Source organism: Pseudomonas moraviensis (assembly GCF_900105805.1).
GTDB lineage: Bacteria > Pseudomonadota > Gammaproteobacteria > Pseudomonadales > Pseudomonadaceae > Aquipseudomonas > Aquipseudomonas moraviensis_A.
Map to the genome: position 1 here is coordinate 5,778,714 of NZ_LT629788.1, position 26,417 is coordinate 5,805,130.

Here is a 26,417-nt window from a genome sequence, read left to right on the forward strand (position 1 = left end):
GCTTACATGACGACACATATCCAACGATCCGCGCTTCTGCCGTACCCGGCGCAATTTCTCTACGACCTGGTCAACGACGTCGCGCGGTACCCGGAGTTTCTGCCGTGGTGCTCGGAGGCTGAAGTACTGGAAAGCTCCCCGGAACACATGCGCGCCAGTGTCGGCGTGGCCAAGGGCGGCCTCAGCCAGCATTTCGTCACGCGCAATACGCTGGTGCCGGGGCAGTCGATCGAGATGAACCTTGAAGAAGGCCCGTTCACTCAGTTGCACGGCATCTGGGTGTTCAAGGCGCTGAACGAAAAAGCCTGCAAGATCAGTCTGGATCTGTCGTTCGATTATGCCGGGCCGCTGGTGCGCGCTACGTTGGGCCCGCTGTTCAATCAGGCGGCCAATCAGCTGGTGGATGCTTTCTGCCAGCGCGCCAAGCAGATGCACGGTTGAGCCGGTGATCGAGATAGAAGTGGTGTACGCGGCGGTTGATCGGCAAGTTCTGCGTGCGATCAGCGTCGCTGAGGGCGTTAGCGTTCGGGCGGCGGTGCACGAATCGGGCATCGCGGCCGAGTTTCCTGAGCTGGATCTGGCGGAATGTCCGCTGGGGATTTTTGGCAAAGTCGTGACTGACGCGGAGGCGCGTGCTGTTCAGGTCGGCGATCGCATCGAAATTTACCGGCCGCTGCTGGCGGATCCCAAAGAAGTTCGACGCCTGCGTGCGGCGAAGGCTGCCGAGGCAAAGGCACGTAATTCCTGATTGAGCCAAACGGCAGGCAATAAAAAACCCGGAATGTCCGGGTTTTTTATTGCCTCGCGTATTACTGCGGCGAGGTGTCCAGCGGTTCTGGTGTCGGAACCGGTACGGTTTCCACACCATCGACGTCCTTCTGGATCTGATCCAGCAAGGAGCCTGGCTTGGCTGGTTTTTCAGCTTCTGGCTTCTCGGCGTTCTCAGCAGGCGCGGTGACGTTCGTGCCGCTGTCCTTGCCAAGAATGGCTTCGTCACGGCTCACGCCCGGCATGAAGTCACCGGACAGGCTGACAAGCTGGTCGTTGGAATTGAAGATAACGCTGATTCGTTCCTGCTGGCGTTCACCGCCACCCGGTTGCAGGCTGTACAGATAATCCCAGCGATCGGCATGGAACGTGTCGGCAAGCAGAGGGTTGCCCATGATAAACCGTACTTGCGGCCGGGTCATTCCCGGGCGTAACTGGTCTATCATGTCCTGCGTGACGACATTGCCCTGCTGGATGTCGATTTTGTAAACCCCGGGGAATGAACAACCGGCGAGTGCGAGCAGTCCCACAAAGGTGAAACTGGTTAGCAAGAGCTTGGTGTTTTGCATCGGTGGGCGACTTCCACTATCTTGGCTGGGACAACGTAAACGCCGATCATACCCGCATTAAGAGAAGCTGCGAAGCAGCATCGCGAGAAAGCTGACCATGGTTGAAAATAGCGAACTACGCAAAGCCGGCCTCAAAGTGACCCTGCCACGGGTCAAGATCCTGCAAATGCTCGACTCTACCGAGCAGCGCCACATGAGTGCCGAGGACGTCTACAAGGCGTTGATGGAAGCTGGTGAGGACGTCGGCCTGGCCACGGTTTACCGTGTACTGACCCAGTTCGAAGCGGCCGGCCTCGTGGTCCGCCACAACTTCGACGGCGGCCACGCGGTCTTCGAACTGGCTGACGGTGGTCACCACGACCATATGGTCAACGTGGAGTCGGGTGAAGTCATCGAATTCTTCGACGAAGAAATCGAAAAACTTCAGAAATCGATCGTCGAGAAGCATGGCTTCGAGATGGTTGATCACAATCTCGTACTGTACGTACGCAAGAAAAAGTAAGCATGTCGCGCGAATTTCACATTCGCGAAACGAACGAAGGCGACCCAAGGGTCGCCTTCGTGCTTTCTACCGTTTGTCAGGCCTTGGCGGTCACCACCATTTTTTTCGCGTGAGCCAGGGATTCCTTGGTCAGATCGATGCCGCCGAGCATGCGCGCGACTTCTTCGATGCGCTCGTTCTTTGTCAGCTTCGCGACAGCGGTGTGAGTCGCCTTCTCGTCGCGAACCTTGTGCACGAACAGATGCTGATGACCCTGCGCCGCCACTTGCGGCAAGTGGGTCACGGTCAAGACCTGGCCGCGATCACCGAGGCGCCGCAGTAGCTGGCCGACGATCTCGGCAGTCGGGCCGCCGATACCCACGTCCACTTCGTCGAATACCAGCGTTGGCACACGGGAGGTCTGGGCGGTGATCACCTGAATCGCCAGACTGATCCGCGACAGCTCACCGCCGGACGCGACTTTTGCCAGCGCCTTGAGCGGTTGGCCGGGGTTGGCGCTGACCAGCAGTTCGACCTGTTCCAGTCCGTTCGGCAGCAACTCGTCGCTGCTGTTGGCTTTCAGTTCAATGGTGAAGCGGCCGCCGGGCATGCCCAGGCGCTGGATTTCCTGCTCCACCGCACTGGCGAGGCTGCCGGCTGCCTGATGACGAAGGTCGCTCAGCTCGCGGGCTTTCTCTTGATAGTGACGGGCGTAGGACGCCAGCTCTTCGCCCAGGCGCTCGATGGATTCATCGTTGGCGTTCAGGGTTTCGATTTCATCCAGCAACTTCTGCTGCATTTCGCCGACTTCGGTCGGTTGAATCCGGTGTTTGCGCGCCAGGGTGTAGATCGCGTCCAGGCGCTCTTCCAGATATTGCAGGCGAGCCGGGTCGGCATCGAAGTTGTCGAGAAAGCGGTTGAGCTCGCCGACCGCTTCTTCTACCTGAATCTGCGCGCTGGTCAGCAGGCTGCTGGCTTCACCCAGCGCACCCACTGAATTATTCACGCTGGACAGGCGATTGAGGCTGGCGGTCAGCGCATTCAGCACATTGCCGGAATCGCTTTCGCTGCACTGCTCGACCACTTGCCGGCAAATGCCCAGCAAGGTTTCGGCGTTGGTCAGGTTCTTGTGTTCCTGCTCCAGCTGTTCGAGTTCGTTTTCGCCGAGGCCGAGGTTTTCCAGTTCTTCGAGCTGGTAGCTGAGCAGTTGATGACGTGCACGTTGTTCATCACCAGAGTTGGAGAGGCGCTCGAGTTCCTGGCGGGTCTGGCGCCAGCGCTGGGCGGCAAGTTGTACCTGACGCGCCAGATCGGTCGCGCCAGCGTACTCGTCGAGCAGGCGGCGATGGGTGTCGGTTTTCAGCAGTGATTGATGTTCATGCTGGCTGTGGATATCGATCAGCAGCTCGCCAAGGGCTTTGAGGTCGCCAAGCGGGCAGGGCGTGCCGTTGATATAGCCGCGCGAACGACCTTCCGAGGTGATGACCCGACGCAGAATGCACGGCCCGTCGTTTTCCAGGTCGCGCTCGGTCAGCCAGGCGCTGGCTTCAGGGATATCAGCCAGGTCGAACGTGGCGAGAATGTCGGCTTTATCGGCGCCCGGGCGGACCACGCCGCTGTCGGCGCGATCGCCCAGGGTAAGGCCCAGGGCATCGAGCATGATCGACTTGCCGGCGCCGGTTTCCCCTGTGATCACGCTCATCCCGCGATCGAGTTCGAGATCGAGATGTTCGACGATGGCGTAGTTGTGTACGGACAGGTGCACCAGCATAAGGGCCGCTCCCAGGCTTGAGGTCTGGTTATTTATACAGTGTTTTGTTCCGGCCTGACAATGCCCTCGCTTAGCTCGATTTGCTTGATCGAAAAGTTTTCTTAGCGCATTCGAGAATGACTATTCAGCACTTTTTTGTAGGGACAATCGATTGCAGCCCTTGAAGCCTGATTTTGCGGCCCCATATATCGGGGCAGAAGCGCGAGTCAGGCTCGCGGACGAAATTGAAAGGAGAATTCTATGGCTGACGAACAGACAGTAGATACGCAAAACCCAGATGCCAATCAGGCGCCCGAAGGTTCGGGTGACGACCTGGCGACCCGTGTGCAAGTGCTCGAAGAGCAATTGGCCGCCGCGCAGGATCAGTCTCTGCGTGTTGCTGCCGATCTGCAGAACGTTCGCCGCCGTGCCGAGCAGGACGTCGAGAAGGCGCACAAGTTTGCCCTGGAAAAATTCGCCAGCGACCTGCTGCCGATCGTCGACAGCCTGGAGCGCGGCCTCGAGCTGTCGAGCCCGGACGACGAAAGCATCCGTCCGATGCGCGAAGGCATCGAGCTGACCCTGAAAATGTTCCACGACACCCTCAAGCGCTACCAGCTTGAAGCGATCGATCCGCATGGCGAACCGTTCAACGCCGTTCACCATCAGGCGATGGCCATGCAGGAAAGCGCCGATGTCGAGCCGAACAGCGTGCTGAAGGTTTTCCAGAAGGGCTACCAGCTCAATGGTCGTCTGCTGCGCCCGGCGATGGTCGTGGTCAGCAAGGCGCCGGCACCGGTTTCGCCTTCGATTGACGAGCAGGCTTGAAATTAGCCGCAAGGCCCCCATTTAGAAGTCAAGCGTTTAAGTGCTACCGCAGTCAGCCACCACTGCTGCGGCAACAAAATCCAAAGTTTCGGGAGAGTGAACATGGGCAAAATTATCGGTATCGACCTGGGGACTACCAACTCCTGCGTCTCCGTGCTGGAAAACGGCAAAGCCAAAGTTATTGAAAACGCTGAAGGCGCGCGTACCACGCCGTCGATCATCGCTTACGCCAACGATGGCGAAATCCTGGTAGGTCAGTCGGCCAAGCGTCAGGCTGTCACCAACCCACACAACACCCTGTACGCAGTAAAGCGTCTGATCGGTCGTCGTTTCGACGAAGAAGTTGTGCAGAAAGACATCCAGATGGTCCCTTACAAGATCGTCAAGGCTGACAACAATGACGCCTGGGTTGAAGTGAACGGCCAGAAAATGGCTCCGCCACAAATCTCGGCTGAAATTCTGAAGAAGATGAAGAAGACCGCCGAAGACTACCTCGGCGAGGCAGTGACCGAAGCGGTGATCACCGTTCCGGCCTACTTCAACGACAGCCAGCGTCAGGCTACCAAAGACGCCGGCCGCATCGCTGGTCTGGACGTAAAACGTATCATCAACGAACCAACCGCAGCCGCGCTGGCTTACGGTATGGACAAGGCCAAGGGCGATCACACCGTGATCGTTTATGACCTGGGTGGCGGTACTTTCGACGTTTCCGTAATCGAAATCGCTGAAGTTGACGGTGAGCACCAGTTCGAAGTGTTGGCCACCAACGGTGACACCTTCCTCGGCGGTGAAGACTTCGACATTCGTCTGATCGACTACCTCGTTGACGAATTCAAGAAAGAAAGCGGCATGAACCTCAAAGGTGACCCGCTGGCCATGCAGCGCCTGAAAGAAGCCGCTGAGAAAGCCAAGATCGAGCTGTCGTCCGCTCAGTCGACCGACGTCAACCTGCCGTACATCACTGCAGATGCGACCGGTCCTAAGCACCTGAACGTGAAAATCTCGCGTGCCAAGCTCGAAGCACTGGTTGAAGACCTGGTTCAGCGCACCATCGAACCTTGCCGCATTGCCATGAAAGACGCTGGTATCGACGTCAGCGCGATCAACGACGTGATTCTGGTCGGTGGTCAGACTCGTATGCCGCTGGTGCAGAAGCTGGTTACTGATTTCTTCGGTAAAGAAGCGCGTAAAGACGTCAACCCGGACGAAGCCGTTGCCATGGGTGCTGCGATTCAGGGCGCTGTTCTGGCCGGTGATGTTAAAGACGTGCTGCTGCTCGACGTCAGCCCGCTGACCCTGGGTATCGAAACCATGGGTGGCGTGATGACCGCGCTGATCGAGAAAAACACCACGATTCCTACCAAGAAATCGCAAGTGTTCTCGACTGCCGACGACAACCAGGGCGCTGTGACCATTCATGTTCTGCAGGGCGAGCGCAAGCAAGCCGCACAGAACAAATCGCTGGGCAAGTTCGACCTGGCCGACATTCCACCAGCTCCACGTGGCGTGCCGCAGATCGAAGTGACCTTCGACATCGACGCCAACGGCATCCTGCACGTCGGCGCGAAAGACAAGGCTACCGGCAAGACCCAGTCGATCGTGATCAAGGCCAACTCCGGTCTGTCCGACGAAGAAATCGAGCGCATGGTGCGTGACGCCGAGGCGAATGCCGAGGAAGACCGCAAGTTCGAAGAGCTGGCCGCTGCCCGTAACCAGGGTGATGCACTGGTGCACTCGACTCGCAAGATGATCGCTGACGCGGGCGACAAGGTCACCGCCGAAGAGAAGACTGCAATCGAGGCTGCAGTGGTTGCTCTGGAAGCCGCCGTCAAAGGCGACGACAAGGCTGCCATAGAAGCCAAGGTTGAAGAGCTGTCGAAAGTCTCCGCTCCGGTTGCTCAGAAGATGTACGCCGAACAGGCTCAGCCAGCTGATGGCGCAGCCCCGCAAGGCGAATCGGCTGAGAAGGCTGACGACGTTGTCGACGCCGAGTTCGAAGAAGTAAAAGACCACAAGTAAGTTGTTGGTCGCCCGGTTGACTGCCTTGCGGCGGTGACTGGTAGGATGTCGCCGCGCGGGAGCTTGCCTCCCGCGTTGGCGTATCTGGAATACGCGAATTTTTACAGCATGCGACAGCGTTCGGATGCTGGCGGTATGGCCGGGAATGCTCCTGCTTTTCGCGCCGCAGATACCGCATCAATCAAGACCAGGATCGTTGAATTGACGTGAGTTGGGTCCGGGCCTTAATGGGGGCTCAACGAGTTTGGCGAGGCTCAGGAGGGGTTTGCCGAACGTCCTTAAGAGTGCAAAGAACTTATGGCAAAGCGTGACTATTACGAAGTATTGGGTGTCGAGCGGGGCACGAGCGAAGCGGACCTGAAGAAGGCCTATCGCCGCCTGGCCATGAAGCACCACCCCGACCGTAATCCCGGCGACAAAGCTTCGGAAGAAGCATTCAAAGAGGCCAACGAGGCCTATGAAGTGTTGTCCGACGCCAGCAAGCGCGCGGCATACGACCAGTACGGGCATGCCGGCGTCGATCCGAGCATGGGCGGCGGCGGTGCCGGTTTCGGTGGCCAGAATTTCTCGGACATCTTTGGCGATGTCTTCAGTGACTTTTTCGGCGGCGGTCGCGGCGGTTCCCGTGGCGGCGCCCAGCGTGGCAGCGATCTGCGCTACACCCTGGAGCTGAATCTGGAAGAAGCGGTGCGCGGCACGTCGGTGAATATCCGCGTGCCGACACTGGTCAACTGCAAGCCGTGCGATGGTTCCGGCGCCAAGAAAGGCTCCTCGCCGACGACATGCCCGACCTGTGGCGGTATCGGCCAGGTGCGCATGCAGCAGGGCTTCTTCTCGGTGCAGCAGACCTGCCCGCGCTGCCATGGCCAAGGCAAGATCATTTCCGATCCGTGCGACTCCTGCCACGGCGACGGTCGCGTAGAAGAGTACAAAACCCTGTCGGTGAAAGTGCCGGCCGGTGTTGATACCGGCGACCGCATTCGTCTGTCCGGCGAAGGCGAGGCGGGTACCCAGGGCGGGCCGACTGGCGACCTGTATGTTGTGATCAATGTGCGCGAGCACGACATCTTCCAGCGTGACGGCAAGCATCTGTTCTGCGAAGTGCCGATCAGCTTCGTTGACGCAGCGTTGGGCGGCGAGCTGGAGATTCCGACCCTCGACGGTCGCGTCAAACTGAAAATCCCCGAAGGCACGCAGACCGGCAAGCAGTTCCGCGTACGCGGCAAAGGCGTGGCGCCAGTGCGTGGCGGCGGTGCCGGTGATCTGATGTGTCGTGTGGCTGTGGAAACGCCGGTCAACCTCAATCGTCGTCAGCGTGAACTGCTGGAAGAATTCCGCAGCTCCCTGGCTGACGACAACAGCCATTCGCCGAAAACCACCGGTTGGTTCGACGGTGTGAAGCGTTTCTTCGGCGATTTGTAAGGAGTCGGCATGCGACGTATTGCAGTGATGGGCGCCGCCGGGCGCATGGGCAAGACCCTGATCGAAGCGGTGCAGCAGACGCCGGGCGCCGGTCTGACCGCGGCGGTCGATCGTCCCGACAGCACGCTGGTTGGCGCGGATGCCGGTGAGCTGGCAGCGCTGGGCCGTATTGGCGTGCCGCTGTCCGGTGATCTGGATCGTGTGGTTGAAGAGTTCGATGTGTTGATCGACTTCACCCACCCGACCGTGACCCTGAAGAACCTCGCGTTCTGCCGCAAACACGGCAAGGCGATGATCATCGGTACCACCGGTTTCAGTGTTGAAGAGAAGCAGTTGCTGGCCGAGGCGGGCAAGGATATTCCAATCGTTTTCGCTGCCAACTTCAGCGTCGGCGTCAACCTCTGCCTGAAGTTGCTCGACACCGCTGCGCGCGTGCTGGGCGACGATGTCGATATCGAGATCATGGAAGCCCATCACCGGCACAAGGTCGATGCCCCGTCGGGTACCGCCGTGCGCATGGGTGAAGTGATTGCCGATGCGCTGGGACGTGATCTGAAGAAGGTCGCGGTCTACGGTCGCGAAGGTCAGACCGGTGCGCGTGAGCGTGAAACCATTGGTTTCGCCACCGTGCGTGCCGGCGACATCGTCGGTGACCACACCGTTCTGTTCGCTGCCGATGGCGAGCGCGTCGAGATCACCCACAAGGCTTCGAGCCGCATGACCTTCGCCAAGGGCGCGGTGCGTGCGGCGCTGTGGCTGGATGGTCGCGAACCGGGCCTGTACGACATGCAAGACGTGCTCGACCTGCGTTGAGTCGTTGCTGAACCCGGCGCAGACGTCCCGTTTTGCGCCGGTTTTCACCGCTTGGCGACGACCTGTCGCATTCTCCGGCCTTTAAGGCTCTTTAGCGGTGGACCAAAAACGGCCTTTTCTGTAAGCTACAGCTTTAGTGTGTCCACTAAAAGCGCGCAGAATAATTTCAGTGAAGAAGCGGGGTGACGTGTCCATACGTCACTCCGCTTTTTTACAACCTGCGATTGCCCTTTCATGCGTTATTTACGGGAGGTCTTCTTGACTAAGCCAGCCATACTCGCCCTTGCTGATGGCAGCATTTTTCGCGGCGAAGCCATTGGAGCCGACGGTCAGACCGTTGGTGAGGTGGTGTTCAACACCGCAATGACCGGCTATCAGGAAATCCTTACCGATCCTTCCTACGCCCAACAGATCGTTACCCTGACTTACCCGCACATCGGCAACACCGGCACCACGCCGGAAGACGCCGAGTCCGACCGCGTATGGTCCGCTGGCCTGGTCATCCGTGACCTGCCGCTGGTAGCGAGCAACTGGCGTAACACGATGTCCCTGTCCGACTACCTGAAAGCCAACAATGTAGTGGCAATCGCGGGTATCGACACCCGTCGCCTGACCCGCATCCTGCGTGAAAAAGGCGCACAGAACGGCTGCATCATGGCCGGCGACAACATCTCCGAAGAAGCGGCCATCGCCGCTGCGCAAGGCTTCCCGGGCCTGAAGGGCATGGACCTGGCGAAAGTCGTCAGCACCAAGACTCAATACGAATGGCGCTCGACTGTCTGGGATCTGAAAACCGACAGCCACGCGACTATCGAAGCCTCCGAACTGCCATACCACGTGGTCGCCTACGACTACGGCGTCAAGGTCAACATCCTGCGCATGCTGGTCGAGCGCGGCTGCCGCGTCACCGTGGTGCCGGCTCAGACGCCAGCCGCCGATGTACTGGCGCTCAAGCCGGACGGCGTGTTCCTGTCCAACGGCCCTGGTGACCCGGAGCCATGCGACTACGCGATCCAGGCGATCAAGCAAGTGCTGGAAACCGAGACGCCGGTGTTCGGCATCTGCCTCGGCCACCAGTTGCTGGCTCTGGCCTCCGGCGCCAAGACCCTGAAAATGGGCCACGGCCACCACGGTGCCAACCACCCGGTGCAGGACCTGGACACCGGCGTGGTAATGATCACCAGCCAGAACCACGGTTTTGCGGTAGACGAAGCCACCCTGCCAGCCAACGTGCGCGCGATCCACAAGTCGCTGTTCGACGGCACCCTGCAAGGCATCGAGCGCACCGACAAGAGCGCGTTCAGCTTCCAGGGTCACCCTGAAGCGAGCCCGGGCCCGAACGATGTCGCGCCACTGTTCGACCGCTTCATCAACGAGATGGCCAAGCGACGCTAAGCGTTCGCCTTGAGACTGTAGAGAGAAGCCTTGAGGGCGGCCCCGGCACCCGGCGGCCCCTTCGGGACTTCAGAAATCGATCAAGACGGCTTGCCGACTGACCTGCGGATTTGAGTGACAAACCATGCCAAAACGTACAGACATTAAAAGCATCCTGATTCTCGGCGCTGGCCCGATCGTTATCGGCCAGGCCTGCGAATTCGACTACTCCGGCGCCCAGGCCTGCAAAGCCCTGCGCGAAGAGGGTTACCGCGTCATCCTGGTGAACTCCAACCCGGCCACCATCATGACCGACCCGGACATGGCCGACGCTACCTACATCGAACCGATCAAGTGGCAGACCGTTGCCAAGATCATCGAGAAGGAGCGTCCGGACGCCGTACTGCCAACCATGGGCGGCCAGACTGCACTGAACTGCGCCCTGGACCTGGAGCGCGAAGGCGTTCTGGAGAAGTTCGGCGTAGAGATGATCGGTGCCAACGCCGACACCATCGACAAGGCTGAAGACCGTTCGCGTTTCGACAAGGCGATGAAATCCATCGGCCTGGCGTGCCCGCGTTCCGGGATCGCCCACAGCATGGAAGAGGCCAATGCGGTTCTCGAAACTCTCGGTTTCCCGTGCATCATCCGTCCGTCCTTCACCATGGGCGGCACCGGTGGCGGTATCGCCTACAACCGTGAAGAGTTCGAAGAAATCTGCGCTCGTGGTCTGGACCTGTCGCCGACCAAAGAGCTGCTGATCGACGAATCGCTGATCGGCTGGAAAGAATATGAAATGGAAGTTGTCCGCGACAAAAAGGACAACTGCATCATCGTCTGCTCGATCGAAAACTTCGACCCGATGGGCGTGCACACCGGTGACTCGATCACCGTGGCTCCGGCCCAGACCCTCACCGACAAGGAATACCAGATCCTGCGTAACGCCTCCCTGGCGGTCCTGCGCGAGATCGGCGTCGAGACAGGCGGTTCCAACGTGCAGTTCGGTATCTGCCCGAACACTGGCCGTATGGTCGTGATCGAAATGAACCCGCGGGTATCGCGTTCCTCGGCACTGGCTTCGAAAGCCACCGGTTTCCCGATCGCCAAGGTCGCGGCCAAACTGGCTGTGGGTTACACCCTCGACGAGCTGTCGAACGACATCACCGGCGGCAAGACCCCGGCGTCCTTCGAACCGTCGATCGACTACGTCGTCACCAAGCTGCCACGCTTCGCCTTCGAGAAATTCGCCAAGGCTGACGCGCGCCTGACCACGCAAATGAAGTCGGTCGGTGAAGTCATGGCCATCGGCCGCACCTTCCAGGAATCCCTGCAGAAAGCCCTGCGCGGTCTGGAAGTCGGCGTTTGCGGCCTGGACGAGAAGCTCGATCTGAGCAACCCGGAAAGCATGAGCGTGCTCAAGCGCGAACTGACCGTGCCGGGCGCCGAGCGTATCTGGTACGTGGCGGACGCCTTCCGTGCCGGTCTGTCGGTCGAAGACATCTTCGGCATGAACATGATCGACCCGTGGTTCCTGGTGCAGATCGAGGACCTGATCAAGGACGAAGAGAAGGTCAAGACCCTCGGTCTGTCCTCGATCGACCGCGACCTGATGTTCAAGCTCAAGCGCAAAGGCTTCTCCGATCAGCGTCTGGCCAAGCTGCTGGGCGTCACCGAGAAGAACCTGCGCACCCATCGTCAGAAGCTCGAAGTATTCCCGGTCTACAAGCGCGTTGACACCTGCGCCGCCGAGTTCGCCACCGACACCGCTTACCTTTACTCGACTTACGAGGAAGAGTGCGAAGCCGCGCCGTCGGGTCGCGACAAGATCATGATCCTGGGTGGCGGACCGAACCGTATCGGCCAGGGCATCGAGTTCGACTACTGCTGCGTTCACGCTGCTCTCGCTCTGCGCGAAGACGGCTACGAAACCATCATGGTCAACTGCAACCCGGAAACCGTTTCCACCGACTACGACACTTCCGACCGTCTGTACTTCGAGCCGGTAACCCTGGAAGACGTACTGGAAATCTGCCGCGTCGAGAAGCCGAAAGGCGTGATCGTCCAGTACGGCGGCCAGACTCCGCTGAAACTGGCTCGCGCGCTGGAAGCTGCTGGCGTGCCGATTATCGGCACCAGCCCTGACGCCATCGACCGTGCCGAAGACCGCGAGCGCTTCCAGCAAATGGTCGAGCGCCTGAACCTGCGTCAGCCGCCAAACGCCACCGTGCGCAGCGAAGACGAAGCCGTTCGTGCTGCCGCGAAAATCGGTTATCCGTTGGTGGTGCGCCCGTCCTATGTCCTGGGCGGCCGTGCGATGGAAATCGTTTACAAGGAAGACGAGCTCAAGCGTTACCTGCGTGACGCGGTGCAAGTGTCCAACGACAGCCCGGTGCTGCTCGACCACTTCCTCAACTGCGCCATCGAAATGGACGTGGATGCGGTTTGCGACGGCAAAGACGTGGTGATCGGCGCGATCATGCAGCACATCGAACAGGCGGGCGTTCACTCCGGTGACTCCGCATGCTCGCTGCCGCCGTACTCGCTGCCGGCACACATCCAGGACGAGATGCGCGAACAGGTCAAGAAAATGGCCCTTGAACTGGGCGTTGTCGGCCTGATGAACGTGCAATTGGCTTTGCAGGGCGAAGACATCTACGTCATCGAAGTCAACCCGCGCGCCTCGCGTACCGTGCCGTTCGTTTCCAAGTGCATCGGTGTTTCCCTGGCGATGATCGCTGCCCGCGTGATGGCTGGTAAGACCCTGAAGGAAATCGGCTTCACCAAGGAAATCATCCCGAACTTCTACAGCGTGAAAGAGGCGGTGTTCCCGTTCGCCAAATTCCCTGGCGTTGACCCGATCCTCGGCCCAGAGATGAAGTCCACCGGTGAAGTAATGGGTGTCGGCGATACCTTCGGCGAAGCATTCGCCAAGGCGCAGATGGGCGCCAGCGAAGTGCTGCCGACCGGCGGTACCGCGTTCATCAGCGTGCGCGATGATGACAAGCCGCTGGTTGCAGGCGTGGCCCGTGATCTGATCAACTTGGGCTTCGAAGTGGTCGCCACTGCCGGCACTGCCAAGCTGATCGAAGCGGCAGGCCTGAAAGTGCGCCGCGTGAACAAGGTGACCGAGGGGCGTCCGCACGTGGTCGACATGATCAAGAATGACGAAGTCACGCTGATCATCAACACCACCGAAGGTCGTCAGTCGATCGCCGATTCGTACTCCATTCGTCGCAACGCCCTGCAGCACAAGATCTACTGCACCACTACCATCGCTGCGGGCGAAGCGATCTGCGAAGCGCTGAAGTTCGGTCCGGAAAAAACCGTGCGCCGCTTGCAGGATCTACACGCAGGATTGAAGGCATGAGCATAACCAAGTACCCAATGACTGTTCAGGGCGCCAAAGCCCTGGAAGAAGAACATGCTCACCTGACCAAGGTCGTTCGTCCGAAGCTCAGCCAGGACATCGGTACGGCCCGCGAGTTGGGTGACTTGAAGGAAAACGCTGAATACCATGCCGCTCGCGAACAGCAGGGCATGGTCGAAGCGCGGATTCGTGACATCGAAGGCCGGATCCAGAATCAGGTCATCATCGATGTCACGACCATTCCGCATACCGGCAAAGTGATCTTCGGCACCACCGTGGAAATCGCCAACGTCGAGACTGATGAAAGCGTCACTTACCACATCGTGGGTGAGGATGAGGCTGACTTCAAACTCGGCAAGATTTCCGTCGGTTCGCCGCTGGCCCGCGCCTTGATTGGCAAGGAAGAGGGCGATGTAGTTGCCGTCAAAACGCCAGGCGGCGTGATCGAGTACGAGATTGTCGAAGTTCGTCACATCTGAAAGAAGGCGTCCGCTGCACGCGGGCGCCATGCTTTGGCAGCTGACCCAGATGCTTTGGGTCGGTGGTCTATGGTTGATTCACCTTGGTTTGCAGCCGGCGTTAGGCCAGATCGGCCTGGCGCCGCTGTTGATCGACGAAGTAGCCAGTGCATTCGAAGTGCTGGTGGTGGGATTCGCCGCTCTGTGCGTGATCTTTCAGGCTTTAGTGCTGGTACAGGCCGAAGGCCTTGGCAGTCTATGGCGGGATTTTCGCGGGCAGGTGCTGTTGATGGCGTTGTACGCGTGCGCGATGTATGTCGCTGTGCGTGTCGGCTGGCCGGATGCGCAGCGCTGGCAGGTATTCAGTTATCTGGTGCTGGGGTTTTCCGGGCTGGTGCTGGTCATGCAGCCGGTGCCGGGATGGAGTGGCAGGGTGCGCGAAGCACACCCTTGACCCTGCGCATCACTTGAAGCGATGAACGTTCGACAGCTGCTTGTTGGCGCTGAAGTTCTTGCGATAGACCAGAGCCATCTTGCCGATGACCTGAACCAGGTCCGCTTTGCCGACCTTGCACAGTTCGGCGATGTGCGCCAAGCGCGACTCGCGATCGAGGATGTTGAGCTTGATCTTGATCAGCTCGTGATCCGCCAGGGCGCGTTCAAGTTCGGCTAAAACACCTTCAGTCAAACCGTTGTCCGCCACCGTCAACACTGGTTTGAGGTGGTGGCCGATGGATTTGTACTGTTTCTTCTGCTCTGGAGTGAGCGGCATAATCTGACCCTTTCGTCTGGATTCTGTAAAATGGCGGCCATTTTACCCGAGGGTTCGTGGATCCGCCCAACTAATCACGACCCTAATCATCGAGGTGCCCAATGGCGCGTTCCAAGACAAGCCTTGGTTGGCTGAAAAGACATGTCAACGATCCTTATGTGAAGCAGGCGCAGAAGGATGGCTACCGTTCGCGTGCAAGTTACAAGCTTCTGGAGATCCAGGAAAAATACAAATTGATCCGTCCGGGCATGAGCGTGGTCGACCTCGGTGCGGCCCCGGGCGGCTGGTCGCAGGTCACCAGTCGGCTGATCGGTGGTCAGGGGCGTCTGATCGCTTCTGACATCCTTGAAATGGACGGCATTCCGGACGTGACCTTCATTCAGGGTGACTTCACGGAAGACTCGGTGCTTGCCGAAATCCTCGAGGCCGTTGGTAATTCGCAGGTGGACCTTGTGATTTCCGATATGGCCCCCAATATGAGTGGTACGCCCGAAGTGGATATGCCCAAGGCCATGTTCCTTTGTGAGCTGGCGCTGGATCTGGCGGAGCGGATACTCAAGCCCGGTGGCAATTTCGTCATCAAGATTTTCCAGGGCGAAGGGTTCGATGTTTATCTGAAGGATGCTCGCAAGAAATTCGACAAGATCCAGATGATCAAGCCAGACTCTTCCCGTGGCAGCTCCCGTGAGCAGTACATGCTGGCCTGGGGTTATCGCGGCGGTGATGCGTAAAACGAGGTTTTTCGGCGGGGCGATAGGTTTTTCATATTTCGCTCTGCGGGCATAAGCGAATATTGTGTAGAAAGTGTTTCACAAAGGGTTACAGACGGCGCCTGCCAGAGTTGTAGGTAATGTAGTAAGTTAGGCCGGTGAATATCATGCGAAGCGCGCGCCAGTAGCGGAGCTTGCTTCAGAGGGTAGTTAATTGAACGATATGGCAAAGAATCTGATCCTGTGGTTGATCATCGCGGCTGTCTTGGTGACGGTGATGAACAACTTCTCCAGCCCTAACGAGCCGCAGACCCTCAACTATTCCGACTTCATCCAGCAGGTCAAGGATGGCAAGGTCGAGCGCGTAGCCGTCGATGGCTATGTGATTACCGGCAAGCGCACCGATGGCGACAGCTTCAAGACCATTCGTCCGGCAATCCAGGACAATGGCCTGATCGGCGATCTGGTCGACAATCACGTTGTGGTTGAAGGCAAGCAGCCTGAACAGCAAAGCATCTGGACCCAGCTTCTGGTGGCCAGCTTCCCGATCCTGGTGATCATCGCGGTGTTCATGTTCTTCATGCGCCAGATGCAGGGCGGTGCCGGTGGCAAGGGCGGGCCGATGAGCTTCGGCAAGAGCAAGGCACGCCTGCTCTCCGAGGATCAGGTCAAGACCACGTTGGCTGACGTTGCCGGTTGCGACGAAGCCAAGGAAGAAGTCGGCGAACTGGTCGAGTTCTTGCGTGATCCGGGTAAATTCCAGCGTCTGGGCGGCCGTATCCCGCGCGGTGTGCTGATGGTAGGCCCACCGGGCACCGGTAAAACCTTGCTGGCCAAGGCGATTGCCGGCGAAGCGAAAGTGCCGTTCTTCACCATTTCCGGTTCCGACTTTGTCGAAATGTTCGTTGGTGTCGGCGCCAGCCGTGTCCGCGACATGTTCGAGCAGGCCAAGAAGCACGCACCGTGCATCATCTTCATCGACGAAATCGATGCCGTGGGTCGCCATCGTGGCGCCGGTATGGGTGGTGGTCACGATGAGCGTGAGCAGACTCTCAACCAGTTGCTGGTAGAGATGGACGGCTTCGAAATGAACGACGGCATCATCGTGATTGCCGCAACCAACCGTCCCGACGTACTCGACCCTGCGCTGCTGCGTCCGGGCCGTTTCGACCGTCAGGTGGTGGTTGGCTTGCCGGACATTCGTGGTCGCGAGCAGATTCTGAAAGTGCACATGCGCAAAGTGCCAATGGGCGACGACGTTGCTCCGGCGGTAATCGCACGTGGTACTCCGGGCTTCTCCGGTGCTGACCTGGCCAACCTGGTCAACGAGGCGTCGCTGTTCGCTGCCCGTAGCGGCAAGCGTATCGTCGAGATGAAAGAGTTCGAACTGGCCAAAGACAAGATCATGATGGGTGCCGAGCGCAAATCCATGGTCATGTCCGAGAAAGAAAAACAGAACACTGCTTATCACGAAGCTGGCCACGCCATTGTGGGTCGCGTCGTACCTGAGCATGATCCGGTCTACAAGGTATCGATCATCCCGCGCGGTCGTGCGCTGGGTGTGACCATGTTCCTGCCGGAAGAAGATCGCTACAGCCTGTCCAAACGTGCGTTGATCAGTCAGATCTGCTCGTTGTACGGCGGCCGTATCGCTGAGGAAATGACGCTGGGCTTCGATGGTGTGACCACCGGTGCCTCCAACGACATCATGCGTGCAAGTCAGATTGCCCGGAATATGGTGACCAAGTGGGGCTTGTCGGAAAAACTCGGTCCGCTGATGTACGCCGAAGAAGAGGGTGAAGTGTTCCTCGGTCGCGGCGGTGGCGGTCAGGCTGCCAGCTTCTCGGGTGAGACAGCCAAGCTGATCGACTCCGAAGTGCGCAGTATCATCGATCAGTGCTACGGCACCGCCAAGCAGATCCTCACGGATAACCGTGACAAGCTGGATGCCATGGCTGATGCGCTGATGAAGTACGAAACCATCGATGCCGAGCAGATCGACGACATCATGGCCGGTCGCACACCTCGCGAGCCGCGTGACTGGTCCGGTGGCACCGGTACGCCTCCGCCGCCTGTCGTGCAGGACGAGCGTCCGGAAAAACCGATTGGCGGTCCGGCTGCTGACGTTTAAGGTTTGAAATGACTTCTGTTCAGTCCCTGACCCGGTTGCCTTGCGGCAACCGGGTTCTTGATTTGGCCCATACGCATGTCATGGGCATTCTCAATGTCACTCCCGATTCCTTTTCCGACGGTGGCCGTTACAGCCAGCTGGACGCAGCGCTGCGCCACGCCGAAGCCATGGTGCTGGCTGGTGCGACGCTGATCGATGTCGGCGGCGAATCGACCCGGCCGGGTGCTCGAGCGGTTTCTCCTCTGGAGGAGCTTGAGCGCGTCGCACCGATAGTCGAGCTGATCAACCGCGAGCTGGATGTCATCATCTCGGTCGATACTTCCACGCCAGCGGTCATGCGCGAAACCGCACGGCTCGGTGCCGGGTTGATCAACGATGTACGTTCGCTCCGTCGCGATGGCGCGCTGGACGCGGCGGCGGCGACCGGATTGCCGGTGTGTCTGATGCACATGCTCGGCGAGCCGGGCGATATGCAGGACAATCCGCATTACCAGGATGTCACTCGTGAGGTCGGCGAGTTTCTGGCCGAGCGCATGGATCAGTGTGCGCAGGCGGGCATTCCCGCCGAGCGGATCATTCTCGATCCCGGCTTCGGCTTCGCCAAAACCTTGCAGCACAATCTAAGCTTGTTCAAGCACATGGAGGCCCTGCACGCACTGGGTCGGCCACTGCTGGTGGGTGTTTCGCGCAAGAGTATGATTGGCCACGCTTTGAACCGTCCCGTGGGTGAGCGTCTGCATGGCGGTCTGGCGCTGGCGGCGCTGGCGTCGGTAAAGGGCGCGCGAATATTGCGCGTCCACGATGTGGCGGAAACTGTCGATGTGGTGCGAATGATCGCGGCCGTAGAATCAGCCGAATAAGAATGATGGAGCACTTATGAGCAAGAAATATTTTGGTACCGACGGCATTCGCGGTCGCGTTGGTGAATATCCGATCACGCCTGATTTCATGCTCAAGCTCGGCTGGGCGGCTGGCATGGCGTTCCGCAAGATGGGTGCGTGCAAGGTGCTGGTCGGCAAGGACACGCGGATCTCCGGCTATATGTTCGAGTCCGCACTCGAGGCCGGGCTGACCTCGGCGGGCGCCGATGTGATGCTGCTCGGCCCGATGCCGACGCCAGCCATTGCCTATCTGTCGCGTACCTTCCAGGCTGAAGCCGGGATCGTGATCAGTGCATCGCACAATCCGCATGACGACAACGGCATCAAGTTCTTCTCCGGCAAAGGCACCAAGCTGCCGGATGAATTGGAGTTGATGATCGAAGAGTTGCTGGATACGCCGATGACCGTCGTCGAATCGAGCAAGATCGGCAAAGTTTCGCGAATCAATGATGCATCGGGTCGCTACATCGAGTTCTGCAAAAGCAGCGTGCCTTCCGGAACCAATTTCTCCGGCCTGAAAATAGTCATCGACTGTGCGCACGGTGCGACCTATAAGGTGGCGCCGAGCGTCTTCCGTGAGCTGGGCGCCGAAGTTGTCGTGCTGTCTGCCCAGCCGAACGGGCTGAACATCAACGATAACTGTGGTTCCACGCACATGGGGCCGTTGCAGGCTGCGGTGCTGGCCGAACACGCCGACCTCGGCATCGCTTTCGATGGTGATGGCGATCGCGTGTTGATGGTTGATCACACCGGTACCATCGTCGATGGCGATGATCTGCTGTTTATCATTGCCCGCGATCTGCATGAGCGCGGCAAGTTGCAGGGTGGAGTGGTCGGTACGCTGATGAGCAACCTCGGCCTTGAGCTGGCCCTGGCAGATCTGTCGATCCCGTTCGTTCGTGCCAATGTCGGTGACCGCTATGTCATCGCTGAGCTGCAAGAGCGCAACTGGCTTGTCGGCGGAGAAAACTCCGGGCATGTGGTCTGCTTCAATCACACCACCACGGGCGACGCGATCATCGCGGCCTTGCAGGTGTTGATGGCTCTGAAATCCCGCAATGAAGGTCTCGCCCAAACCCGACAGGCTTTGCGCAAGTGCCCTCAGGTGCTGATCAACGTCCGCTTCGGCGGCGGTGAAAGCCCACTGGAGCATCCGGCTGTCAAGGAAGCCAGCGCCCGTGTAACCCAGGCGATGGCGGGGCGCGGTCGCGTGCTTCTGCGCAAGTCCGGCACAGAGCCTCTGGTGCGCGTAATGGTCGAAGGCGAGGACGAAAACCAGGTTCGCGGCTATGCCGAAGAGCTGGCAAAACTGGTAACCGAAGTTTCTGCCTGATACGGCTTGCAAGCCATGATTGTGTTGGGTAACATCTGCGCCCACTTTGACCGACGAGGTACAGCATGCGTCGCCCTATGGTAGCTGGTAACTGGAAGATGCACGGTACCCGCGCCAGCGTCGCTGAGCTGATCAACGGCCTTCGTCATCTGGCCTTGCCAAGCGGTGTTGATGTCGCGGTGTTCCCGCCTTGCTTGTATATCAATCAAGTGATTGATGGCTTGAAAGGCAAGTCGATTTCGGTCGGCGCGCAGAATTCTGCGGTGGAAGCCATGCAAGGTGCGCTGACCGGTGAGATTGCTCCCAGTCAGTTGGTGGATGCAGGTTGTTCCCTGGTGCTTGTCGGGCACTCCGAACGCCGCCAGATTCTGGGCGAGCGAGACGGGATGCTGAATCGCAAGTTCGCAGCTGCACAGGCATGTGGCTTGATTCCGGTGTTGTGTGTGGGGGAGACCCTTGAGCAACGCGAAGCCGGAAAAACTCTTGAAGTTGTCGGGCGTCAGCTGGGCAGCATCATTGAGGAGCTGGGTGTCGGTGCTTTTGCCAAGGCAGTGATTGCTTACGAGCCGGTCTGGGCCATTGGTACCGGGCTGACTGCAACGCCGCAACAGGCTCAGGATGTGCATAAAGCCATTCGCGAGCAGTTGGCGGCAGAGAATTCTGAAGTCGCACGAAATGTGCGGCTTCTATACGGCGGCAGCGTGAAGGCGGCCAATGCGGTCGAACTGTTCGGCATGCCGGATATCGATGGGGGGCTCATTGGTGGAGCTTCCCTGAATGCAGATGAGTTCGGTGCGATCTGTCGCGCCGCGGGAAACTGAAAAAATGCTGGAAACAGTCGTAGTCGTTTTTCATCTGCTGGGTGCATTGGGCGTAGTTGCTCTGGTTTTGCTGCAGCAGGGTAAGGGTGCGGACGCTGGCGCGTCTTTCGGAGCAGGTGCTTCAAATACTGTGTTCGGAAGCCAAGGTTCCTCTACCTTTCTTAGTAAGTTTACTGCTATACTTGCCGCCGGTTTCTTCATAACCAGCCTGGGGTTAGGTTACTTTGCTAAAGAGAAGGCTCATCAGCTGACTCAAGCAGGTTTGCCAGATCCAGCAGTGTTGGAAGTACCTAAGCAACAACCGGCTTCTGATGATGTCCCGGTGCTTCAAGAGCAAAAGTCGGCTACTCCAGCGACTGACGTGCCTCCAGCTCAAGAGCAGAAGTAAGAAGAGTTTCAAACGTAGTATTGCCGAGGTGGTGGAATTGGTAGACACGCAACCTTGAGGTGGTTGTGCCCATAGGGTGTAGGGGTTCGAGTCCCCTTCTCGGTACCAATTAGTCAGGAGAGCCCGCTGTTGCGGGCTTTTTTGCAGGTGGAAGGTTACATTGACCCTAAAAGGGATCGGTCGTATACTTCCGCCCCAGCTTTGTCGCGGGGTGGAGCAGTCTGGTAGCTCGTCGGGCTCATAACCCGAAGGTCGTCGGTTCAAATCCGGCCCCCGCAACCAGTTTAAGGAGCCCCTTTTAAGGGGCTTTTTGTTAGCTGGATACTTTCAACGCCGCTGTTCGACGGCGTTTCAAGGATGGGCGTTATGCCCATTTTTTTATTTTGCAAAGCATGCACATATCATGCACTAGGGGGTTCAGGTGTCGAGCAAGCTAGAAGAGTTGCAGGCCTTGCTGGCCCCGGTGGTCGTGGCCCTGGGCTATGAATGCTGGGGTATCGAGTTTTCGGCTCAGGGTCGGCACTCGATGTTGCGCGTTTATATCGATAAAGAGGGTGGCGTGCTGGTGGACGACTGCGCCATTGTCAGCCGTCAGATCAGCGGTGTCCTGGATGTTGAAGATCCAATCTCCGTTGAATACACCCTTGAAGTTTCCTCGCCTGGCATGGAGCGCCCGCTGTTCACTCTTGAGCAGTTTGCCAAATTTGCCGGTGAACAAGTGAAGATCAAGCTGCGCTCGCCTTTCGAAGGTCGACGCAACTTTCAGGGCCTTCTGCGCGGTGTAGAAGAGCAGGACGTCGTGGTGCAGGTAGAAGACCACGAGTTCCTGTTGCCGATCGATATGATCGACAAGGCCAACATTATTCCCAGTTTTGACTGAGACGCGGATCCCGCGGATCCAATGGCTTGCGAAAGGCGAGGCGTACGATGAGCAAAGAAGTACTGCTGGTTGTTGAGTCGGTATCCAATGAAAAGGGTGTACCGGCAAGCGTAATTTTTGAAGCGCTGGAGCTGGCTCTGGCCACTGCTACCAAAAAGCGTTTTGAAGACGAAGTGGACCTGCGTGTGGAAATCAACCGCCACACCGGTTCCTACGAAACCTTCCGTCGCTGGACGGTCGTCGAAGAGAATGATCTCGACGATCCGGCCATCGAGACCTGGCCTAGCAAGGTTGCCGAAACGCATCCTGGCGCCAAGGTCGGTGACGTCGTCGAAGAGAAAATCGAATCCATCGAGTTCGGCCGCATCGCTGCACAGACTGCCAAGCAGGTCATCGTGCAGAAAGTTCGCGAAGCCGAGCGCGCTCAAGTGGTCGACGCCTATCGCGAGCGCCTGGGGGAAATCATCTCCGGCACCGTGAAAAAAGTCACCCGCGACAACGTGATCGTCGATTTGGGCAACAACGCTGAAGCGTTGCTGGCCCGCGAAGACATCATTTCTCGCGAAACCTTCCGTGTCGGCGTGCGCCTGCGTGCGCTGCTCAAGGAAATCCGCACCGAGAACCGCGGCCCGCAGCTGATCCTGTCGCGTACCGCGCCGGAAATGCTGATCGAGCTGTTCCGTATCGAAGTGCCGGAAATCGCTGAAGGCCTCATCGAGGTCATGGCCGCCTCCCGTGATCCGGGTTCGCGCGCCAAGATCGCCGTCCGTTCCAAGGACAAGCGCATTGATCCGCAAGGTGCCTGCATCGGTATGCGCGGTTCGCGCGTCCAGGCGGTATCGGGTGAGTTGGGCGGCGAGCGTGTTGATATCGTGCTGTGGGACGACAACCCGGCCCAGTTCGTGATCAACGCCATGTCCCCGGCCGAGGTTGCGGCAATTATCGTTGACGAAGATGCCCATGCCATGGACATCGCCGTTGGCGCAGACAATCTGGCTCAGGCCATCGGTCGCGGTGGTCAGAACGTGCGTCTGGCCAGCCAGTTGACTGGCTGGACCCTGAACGTGATGACCGAATCGGACATCCAGGCTAAGCAGCAAGCAGAAACCGGCGACATCCTGCGCAACTTCATCGACGAGCTGGAAGTCGACGAAGAGCTGGCTCAGGTGCTGGTAGATGAAGGCTTCACCAGCCTGGAAGAGATTGCCTACGTACCGGTGGAGGAGATGCTCAACATCGACGGCTTTGACGAGGACATCGTCAACGAGCTTCGTGCTCGCGCCAAGGATCGCTTGTTGACCAAAGCCATCGCTACTGAGGAAAAGCTGGCAGACGCCCATCCGGCCGAAGACCTGCTCTCGCTTGAGGGTATGGACAAGGATTTGGCGATGGAACTGGCGGTGCGCGGCGTAATTACCCGCGAAGACCTGGCCGAGCAGTCTATTGACGACCTGCTCGACATCGACGGCATTGACGATGATCGTGCCGGCAAGTTGATCATGGCCGCCCGAGCCCACTGGTTCGAGTAATTAGGCGCGGCCTGAGGAGAGAAGTGCATGACGCAAGTCACGGTGAAACAACTGGCCGATGAGGTCAAAACACCGGTAGAGCGCCTGTTGCAGCAGATGCGTGAGGCAGGTCTGCCGCACACCGCCGCCGACGAAAATGTGACTGACAGTGAGAAGCAATCCCTGCTGACTCACTTGAAGAGCAGTCACAAGGCGAAAGTGGAAGAACCACGCAAGATCACGCTGCAGCGTAAAACCACCAGCACCCTGCGTGTGGCTGGTAGCAAGAGCATCAGCGTTGAAGTTCGCAAGAAGAAAGTTTTCGTACAGCGTAGCCCGGAAGAAATCGAAGCCGAGCGCAAGCGTGAACTGGATGAGCGCCGCGCAGTAGAAAATGCTGCCCGTCAGAAGGCTGAAGAAGAAGCCAAGCAACGCGCCGAAGAAGAAGCGCGTCGCCAGCCTGCTGCTGCGCAAACCGCTGCCAGCGACGCCGTCGCGGCGCCGGCTGCCGCTGCCGAACCTGTTCGCGAAAGCGCACCGGTGGTGGCTGCTGCTCCTGCTCCTTCGGCTGACGTTCGCAACAAGCAGAACGAACAGCGCCGTCCGGACAAGCCACGTGCCGACGACAACAATCGTCGCAGCGGTGGCGGTGATGGCGAGCGCAAAAACGCTCCGCATCGCGCATCGGTCAAGGAAAAAGCTCCGGCGCCACGTGTGGCACCACGCACTACCGACGAAGAAAGCGATGGCTTCCGTCGTGGTGGTCGCGGCAAGGCCAAGCTGAAGAAGCGCAACGCCCACGGTTTCCAGAGCCCTACCGGCCCTGTCGTGCGTGATGTGCAGATCGGCGAGACCATCACGGTTGGCGATCTGGCCAACCAGATGTCGGTCAAGGCTGCTGAAATCATCAAGTTCATGTTCAAACTGGGTACCCCAGCGACCATCAACCAGGTGCTTGATCAGGAAACTGCTCAACTGGTAGCCGAAGAACTGGGCCACAAAGTGACCCTGGTCAGCGACACCGCCCTGGAAGATTCCCTGGCCGAGTCCCTGAAGTTTGAAGGTGAGTCGTTCTCCCGTGCTCCAGTCGTGACCGTAATGGGCCACGTTGACCACGGTAAGACTTCCCTGCTCGACTACATCCGTCGTGCCAAGGTAGCTGCTGGCGAAGCCGGCGGTATCACCCAGCACATCGGTGCGTACCACGTTGAGACTGATCGCGGCATGGTCACTTTCCTCGACACCCCGGGTCACGCCGCGTTTACCGCAATGCGTGCCCGTGGTGCCAAGGCGACCGACATCGTGATCCTCGTGGTTGCGGCGGACGACGGCGTGATGCCGCAAACCATCGAAGCCGTTCAGCATGCTCAGGCAGCTGGCGTGCCGCTGGTGGTCGCAGTGAACAAGATCGACAAGCCGGGCGCCGATCTCGATCGCATCCGCAGCGAGCTGTCGGTTCACGGCGTGACTTCCGAAGACTGGGGTGGCGACACACCATTCGTTCCGGTTTCGGCGAAGATGGGTACTGGCGTGGACGAGCTGCTTGAAGCCGTTCTGCTGCAGGCCGAAGTTCTCGAGCTGAAAGCTACTCCATCGGCTCCTGGCCGTGGTGTGGTGGTTGAATCGCGTCTCGACAAGGGCCGTGGCCCGGTGGCAACCGTGCTGGTTCAGGACGGTACGCTGCGTCAAGGCGATATGGTTCTGGTCGGTTCGAACTACGGCCGTGTACGTGCCATGCTCGACGAGAACGGCAAGCCGATCAAGGAAGCCGGCCCTTCCATCCCTGTCGAGATCCTCGGCCTGGACGGTACCCCGGACGCTGGCGACGAGATGAGCGTGGTTGCCGACGAGAAGAAAGCCCGTGAAGTGGCTCTGTTCCGTCAAGGCAAGTTCCGCGAAGTCAAACTGGCTCGCGCTCACGCCGGCAAGCTGGAAAACATCTTCGAAAACATGGGTCAGGCCGAGAAGAAGACGCTCAACATCGTCCTCAAGTCCGACGTCCGTGGTTCGCTGGAAGCGTTGAACGGTGCCTTGAATGGCCTGGGCAACGATGAAGTGCAAGTGCGCGTCGTGGGTGGCGGTGTCGGTGGTATCACCGAGTCCGACGCCAACCTGGCACTGGCTTCCAACGCTGTACTGTTCGGCTTCAACGTGCGTGCCGATGCTGGCGCTCGCAAGATCGTCGAGCAGGAAGGTCTGGATATGCGTTACTACAACGTGATCTACGACATCATCGAAGACGTCAAGAAAGCCCTGACCGGTATGCTCGGCAGCGATGTTCGCGAGAACATCCTGGGTGTGGCCGAAGTGCGTGACGTGTTCCGTTCGCCGAAGTTTGGCGCGATCGCCGGTTGCATGGTGATTGAAGGTGTCGTGCACCGTAACCGTCCGATCCGTGTACTGCGTGAAGACATCGTTATCTTCGAAGGCGAGCTGGAATCCCTGCGCCGCTTCAAGGATGACGCTTCCGAAGTACGTGCCGGCATGGAATGCGGTATCGGCGTGAAGAGCTACAACGACGTCAAAGTCGGCGACAAGATCGAAGTCTTCGAGAAGGTTCAGGTTGCTCGCAGCCTCTGACTCGCGCACTTCAAGGGCCACGATGGGCCGTAGCATGCAAATGCACGGCCCAGCGTCCGGACTCTAAACGCAACGCCCGGTCTGGCTTTTGTCAGGCCGGGCGTTTGCCGCTTTCAGACCTTGCGGGTTTCACCGCTGGGCAGTAACAGGTAACAAATCATGGCAAAAGAATACAGCCGTACCCAACGTATCGGCGATCAGATGCAGCGCGAGCTGGCGCAACTGATCCGTCGCGAAGTCAAAGACCCGCGCGTCGGCCTGGTCACCATCACTGCTGTGGAAGTGTCCCGTGACGTCGGTCACGCGAAGATTTTCATCACCGTGATGGGTCAGGACAACGCTGAAGACATCGCGCAAAGCATCAAGGTGCTCAATGCCGCCGCAGGTTTCCTGCGCATGCAACTGGCCCGCGAAATGAAGCTGCGCAGTGTGCCGCAACTGCACTTCCACTACGACGAATCTGTCGTGCGTGGTGCGCACCTGTCGGCACTGATCGAGCGGGCCGTGGCTGAAGACAATCAGCACGTTGCCGCTCCAGCACCTGAAGACACCAAGGAGTAATTC

General features: G+C 58.9%; 24 protein-coding genes and 2 tRNA genes. 23 read left to right on the plus strand and 3 right to left on the minus strand.

Annotated features, from left to right (window positions below):
- The first annotated feature begins 6 nt into the window (after positions 1–6).
- A complete protein-coding gene (locus BLU71_RS25790) occupies positions 7–441 on the plus strand; it encodes a type II toxin-antitoxin system RatA family toxin (RefSeq protein ID WP_016771773.1) in 435 nt (144 codons plus the stop codon).
- Positions 404–748, plus strand: a complete 345-nt coding sequence (locus BLU71_RS25795) for an RnfH family protein (RefSeq protein WP_083354200.1) — start codon at positions 404–406, stop codon at positions 746–748. The genes BLU71_RS25790 and BLU71_RS25795 overlap by 38 nt, the downstream gene beginning before the upstream one ends.
- A gap of 61 nt (positions 749–809) precedes the next feature.
- Here the strand turns inward: BLU71_RS25795 and BLU71_RS25800 are convergent, their stop codons facing one another.
- Positions 810–1,337: an outer membrane protein assembly factor BamE gene (locus tag BLU71_RS25800; protein WP_042608857.1), complete on the minus strand. Its 528-nt coding sequence runs from the start codon at positions 1,335–1,337 to the stop codon at positions 810–812.
- Positions 1,338–1,434: 97 nt separating this feature from the next.
- On the opposite strand from BLU71_RS25800, the gene fur reads away from it, so the two are divergent.
- Positions 1,435–1,839 (plus strand): ferric iron uptake transcriptional regulator, encoded by a 405-nt coding sequence (gene fur, locus BLU71_RS25805; protein WP_016771770.1) that lies wholly within the window; start codon positions 1,435–1,437, stop codon positions 1,837–1,839.
- A 76-nt stretch (positions 1,840–1,915) separates the two neighbouring features.
- On the opposite strand, the gene recN is transcribed toward fur, so the two are convergent.
- A complete protein-coding gene (gene recN / locus BLU71_RS25810) occupies positions 1,916–3,589 on the minus strand; it encodes a DNA repair protein RecN (RefSeq protein WP_064364501.1) in 1,674 nt (557 codons plus the stop codon).
- A 240-nt stretch (positions 3,590–3,829) separates the two neighbouring features.
- On the opposite strand from recN, the gene grpE reads away from it, so the two are divergent.
- From grpE to BLU71_RS25850, 8 genes are all read left to right on the plus strand, one after another.
- Entirely contained in the window at positions 3,830–4,396 is a 567-nt protein-coding gene (gene grpE, locus BLU71_RS25815; protein WP_039759570.1) for a nucleotide exchange factor GrpE, read from the plus strand.
- 102 nt (positions 4,397–4,498) lie between these two features.
- Complete coding sequence (dnaK, locus tag BLU71_RS25820) at positions 4,499–6,415, plus strand: molecular chaperone DnaK (RefSeq protein WP_042608859.1); 1,917 nt, start codon at positions 4,499–4,501, stop codon at positions 6,413–6,415.
- 297 nt (positions 6,416–6,712) lie between these two features.
- Entirely contained in the window at positions 6,713–7,837 is a 1,125-nt protein-coding gene (gene dnaJ, locus BLU71_RS25825; protein WP_039759565.1) for a molecular chaperone DnaJ, read from the plus strand.
- 9 nt (positions 7,838–7,846) lie between these two features.
- Positions 7,847–8,650 (plus strand): 4-hydroxy-tetrahydrodipicolinate reductase, encoded by an 804-nt coding sequence (dapB, locus tag BLU71_RS25830; protein ID WP_016771766.1) that lies wholly within the window; start codon positions 7,847–7,849, stop codon positions 8,648–8,650.
- Positions 8,651–8,908: 258 nt separating this feature from the next.
- Complete coding sequence (gene carA / locus BLU71_RS25835) at positions 8,909–10,045, plus strand: glutamine-hydrolyzing carbamoyl-phosphate synthase small subunit (RefSeq protein WP_064364500.1); 1,137 nt, start codon at positions 8,909–8,911, stop codon at positions 10,043–10,045.
- Positions 10,046–10,169: 124 nt separating this feature from the next.
- The gene (carB, locus tag BLU71_RS25840; RefSeq protein ID WP_039759558.1) at positions 10,170–13,391 is read left to right on the plus strand and encodes a carbamoyl-phosphate synthase large subunit; all 3,222 of its coding nucleotides are present in this window, start codon (positions 10,170–10,172) and stop codon (positions 13,389–13,391) included.
- 2 nt (positions 13,392–13,393) lie between these two features.
- Complete coding sequence (gene greA / locus BLU71_RS25845; protein ID WP_039759729.1) at positions 13,394–13,870, plus strand: transcription elongation factor GreA; 477 nt, start codon at positions 13,394–13,396, stop codon at positions 13,868–13,870.
- A gap of 28 nt (positions 13,871–13,898) precedes the next feature.
- Positions 13,899–14,303, plus strand: coding sequence for a hypothetical protein (locus BLU71_RS25850; RefSeq protein ID WP_042608885.1), 405 nt, complete (start codon positions 13,899–13,901; stop codon positions 14,301–14,303).
- Positions 14,304–14,312: 9 nt separating this feature from the next.
- Here BLU71_RS25850 and BLU71_RS25855 read toward each other — a convergent pair whose 3' ends face one another.
- On the minus strand, positions 14,313–14,621 hold the full coding sequence (locus BLU71_RS25855; protein WP_016771761.1) for a YhbY family RNA-binding protein: 309 nt from the start codon (positions 14,619–14,621) through the stop codon (positions 14,313–14,315).
- 101 nt (positions 14,622–14,722) lie between these two features.
- Here BLU71_RS25855 and rlmE point away from each other — a divergent pair, with 101 nt between their 5' ends.
- The 12 genes from rlmE (at position 14,723) to rbfA (ending at position 26,414) form a co-directional block, all read left to right on the plus strand.
- The gene (gene rlmE, locus BLU71_RS25860) at positions 14,723–15,352 is read left to right on the plus strand and encodes a 23S rRNA (uridine(2552)-2'-O)-methyltransferase RlmE (RefSeq protein WP_039759551.1); all 630 of its coding nucleotides are present in this window, start codon (positions 14,723–14,725) and stop codon (positions 15,350–15,352) included.
- Positions 15,353–15,554: 202 nt separating this feature from the next.
- On the plus strand, positions 15,555–17,462 hold the full coding sequence (gene ftsH / locus BLU71_RS25865) for an ATP-dependent zinc metalloprotease FtsH (RefSeq protein ID WP_016771759.1): 1,908 nt from the start codon (positions 15,555–15,557) through the stop codon (positions 17,460–17,462).
- 8 nt (positions 17,463–17,470) lie between these two features.
- On the plus strand, positions 17,471–18,322 hold the full coding sequence (folP, locus tag BLU71_RS25870) for a dihydropteroate synthase (RefSeq protein ID WP_065615754.1): 852 nt from the start codon (positions 17,471–17,473) through the stop codon (positions 18,320–18,322).
- 16 nt (positions 18,323–18,338) lie between these two features.
- Positions 18,339–19,676, plus strand: a complete 1,338-nt coding sequence (glmM, locus tag BLU71_RS25875; RefSeq protein ID WP_042608861.1) for a phosphoglucosamine mutase — start codon at positions 18,339–18,341, stop codon at positions 19,674–19,676.
- Between the two features lie 65 nt (positions 19,677–19,741).
- Positions 19,742–20,497, plus strand: coding sequence for a triose-phosphate isomerase (gene tpiA, locus BLU71_RS25880; RefSeq protein ID WP_042608862.1), 756 nt, complete (start codon positions 19,742–19,744; stop codon positions 20,495–20,497).
- A 4-nt stretch (positions 20,498–20,501) separates the two neighbouring features.
- Positions 20,502–20,885, plus strand: coding sequence for a preprotein translocase subunit SecG (gene secG, locus BLU71_RS25885; protein ID WP_016771756.1), 384 nt, complete (start codon positions 20,502–20,504; stop codon positions 20,883–20,885).
- Positions 20,886–20,907: 22 nt separating this feature from the next.
- A tRNA-Leu gene (locus tag BLU71_RS25890) sits at positions 20,908–20,993 on the plus strand.
- A gap of 97 nt (positions 20,994–21,090) precedes the next feature.
- A tRNA-Met gene (locus BLU71_RS25895) sits at positions 21,091–21,167 on the plus strand.
- A 139-nt stretch (positions 21,168–21,306) separates the two neighbouring features.
- Entirely contained in the window at positions 21,307–21,765 is a 459-nt protein-coding gene (gene rimP / locus BLU71_RS25900; RefSeq protein WP_007973115.1) for a ribosome maturation factor RimP, read from the plus strand.
- Between the two features lie 47 nt (positions 21,766–21,812).
- On the plus strand, positions 21,813–23,294 hold the full coding sequence (nusA, locus tag BLU71_RS25905; protein WP_024011569.1) for a transcription termination factor NusA: 1,482 nt from the start codon (positions 21,813–21,815) through the stop codon (positions 23,292–23,294).
- Between the two features lie 27 nt (positions 23,295–23,321).
- Positions 23,322–25,853 (plus strand): translation initiation factor IF-2, encoded by a 2,532-nt coding sequence (gene infB, locus BLU71_RS25910; RefSeq protein WP_042608863.1) that lies wholly within the window; start codon positions 23,322–23,324, stop codon positions 25,851–25,853.
- Positions 25,854–26,012: 159 nt separating this feature from the next.
- A complete protein-coding gene (rbfA, locus tag BLU71_RS25915; RefSeq protein ID WP_016771753.1) occupies positions 26,013–26,414 on the plus strand; it encodes a 30S ribosome-binding factor RbfA in 402 nt (133 codons plus the stop codon).
- Positions 26,415–26,417 lie beyond the last annotated feature (3 nt).

What these genes read in the sequence shown, in the direction of transcription:
- BLU71_RS25790 (WP_016771773.1), top strand. Translation starts at nt 7, where the DNA reads ATGACGACACATATCCAACGATCCGCGCTTCTGCCGTACCCGGCGCAA.
- BLU71_RS25795 (WP_083354200.1), top strand. Translation starts at nt 404, where the DNA reads ATGCTTTCTGCCAGCGCGCCAAGCAGATGCACGGTTGAGCCGGTGATC.
- BLU71_RS25800 (WP_042608857.1), bottom strand. Translation starts at nt 1,337, where the DNA reads ATGCAAAACACCAAGCTCTTGCTAACCAGTTTCACCTTTGTGGGACTG.
- fur (WP_016771770.1), top strand. Translation starts at nt 1,435, where the DNA reads ATGGTTGAAAATAGCGAACTACGCAAAGCCGGCCTCAAAGTGACCCTG.
- recN (WP_064364501.1), bottom strand. Translation starts at nt 3,589, where the DNA reads ATGCTGGTGCACCTGTCCGTACACAACTACGCCATCGTCGAACATCTC.
- grpE (WP_039759570.1), top strand. Translation starts at nt 3,830, where the DNA reads ATGGCTGACGAACAGACAGTAGATACGCAAAACCCAGATGCCAATCAG.
- dnaK (WP_042608859.1), top strand. Translation starts at nt 4,499, where the DNA reads ATGGGCAAAATTATCGGTATCGACCTGGGGACTACCAACTCCTGCGTC.
- dnaJ (WP_039759565.1), top strand. Translation starts at nt 6,713, where the DNA reads ATGGCAAAGCGTGACTATTACGAAGTATTGGGTGTCGAGCGGGGCACG.
- dapB (WP_016771766.1), top strand. Translation starts at nt 7,847, where the DNA reads ATGCGACGTATTGCAGTGATGGGCGCCGCCGGGCGCATGGGCAAGACC.
- carB (WP_039759558.1), top strand. Translation starts at nt 10,170, where the DNA reads ATGCCAAAACGTACAGACATTAAAAGCATCCTGATTCTCGGCGCTGGC.
- BLU71_RS25850 (WP_042608885.1), top strand. Translation starts at nt 13,899, where the DNA reads ATGCTTTGGCAGCTGACCCAGATGCTTTGGGTCGGTGGTCTATGGTTG.
- BLU71_RS25855 (WP_016771761.1), bottom strand. Translation starts at nt 14,621, where the DNA reads ATGCCGCTCACTCCAGAGCAGAAGAAACAGTACAAATCCATCGGCCAC.
- rlmE (WP_039759551.1), top strand. Translation starts at nt 14,723, where the DNA reads ATGGCGCGTTCCAAGACAAGCCTTGGTTGGCTGAAAAGACATGTCAAC.
- ftsH (WP_016771759.1), top strand. Translation starts at nt 15,555, where the DNA reads ATGGCAAAGAATCTGATCCTGTGGTTGATCATCGCGGCTGTCTTGGTG.
- folP (WP_065615754.1), top strand. Translation starts at nt 17,471, where the DNA reads ATGACTTCTGTTCAGTCCCTGACCCGGTTGCCTTGCGGCAACCGGGTT.
- glmM (WP_042608861.1), top strand. Translation starts at nt 18,339, where the DNA reads ATGAGCAAGAAATATTTTGGTACCGACGGCATTCGCGGTCGCGTTGGT.
- tpiA (WP_042608862.1), top strand. Translation starts at nt 19,742, where the DNA reads ATGCGTCGCCCTATGGTAGCTGGTAACTGGAAGATGCACGGTACCCGC.
- secG (WP_016771756.1), top strand. Translation starts at nt 20,502, where the DNA reads ATGCTGGAAACAGTCGTAGTCGTTTTTCATCTGCTGGGTGCATTGGGC.
- nusA (WP_024011569.1), top strand. Translation starts at nt 21,813, where the DNA reads ATGAGCAAAGAAGTACTGCTGGTTGTTGAGTCGGTATCCAATGAAAAG.
- infB (WP_042608863.1), top strand. Translation starts at nt 23,322, where the DNA reads ATGACGCAAGTCACGGTGAAACAACTGGCCGATGAGGTCAAAACACCG.
- rbfA (WP_016771753.1), top strand. Translation starts at nt 26,013, where the DNA reads ATGGCAAAAGAATACAGCCGTACCCAACGTATCGGCGATCAGATGCAG.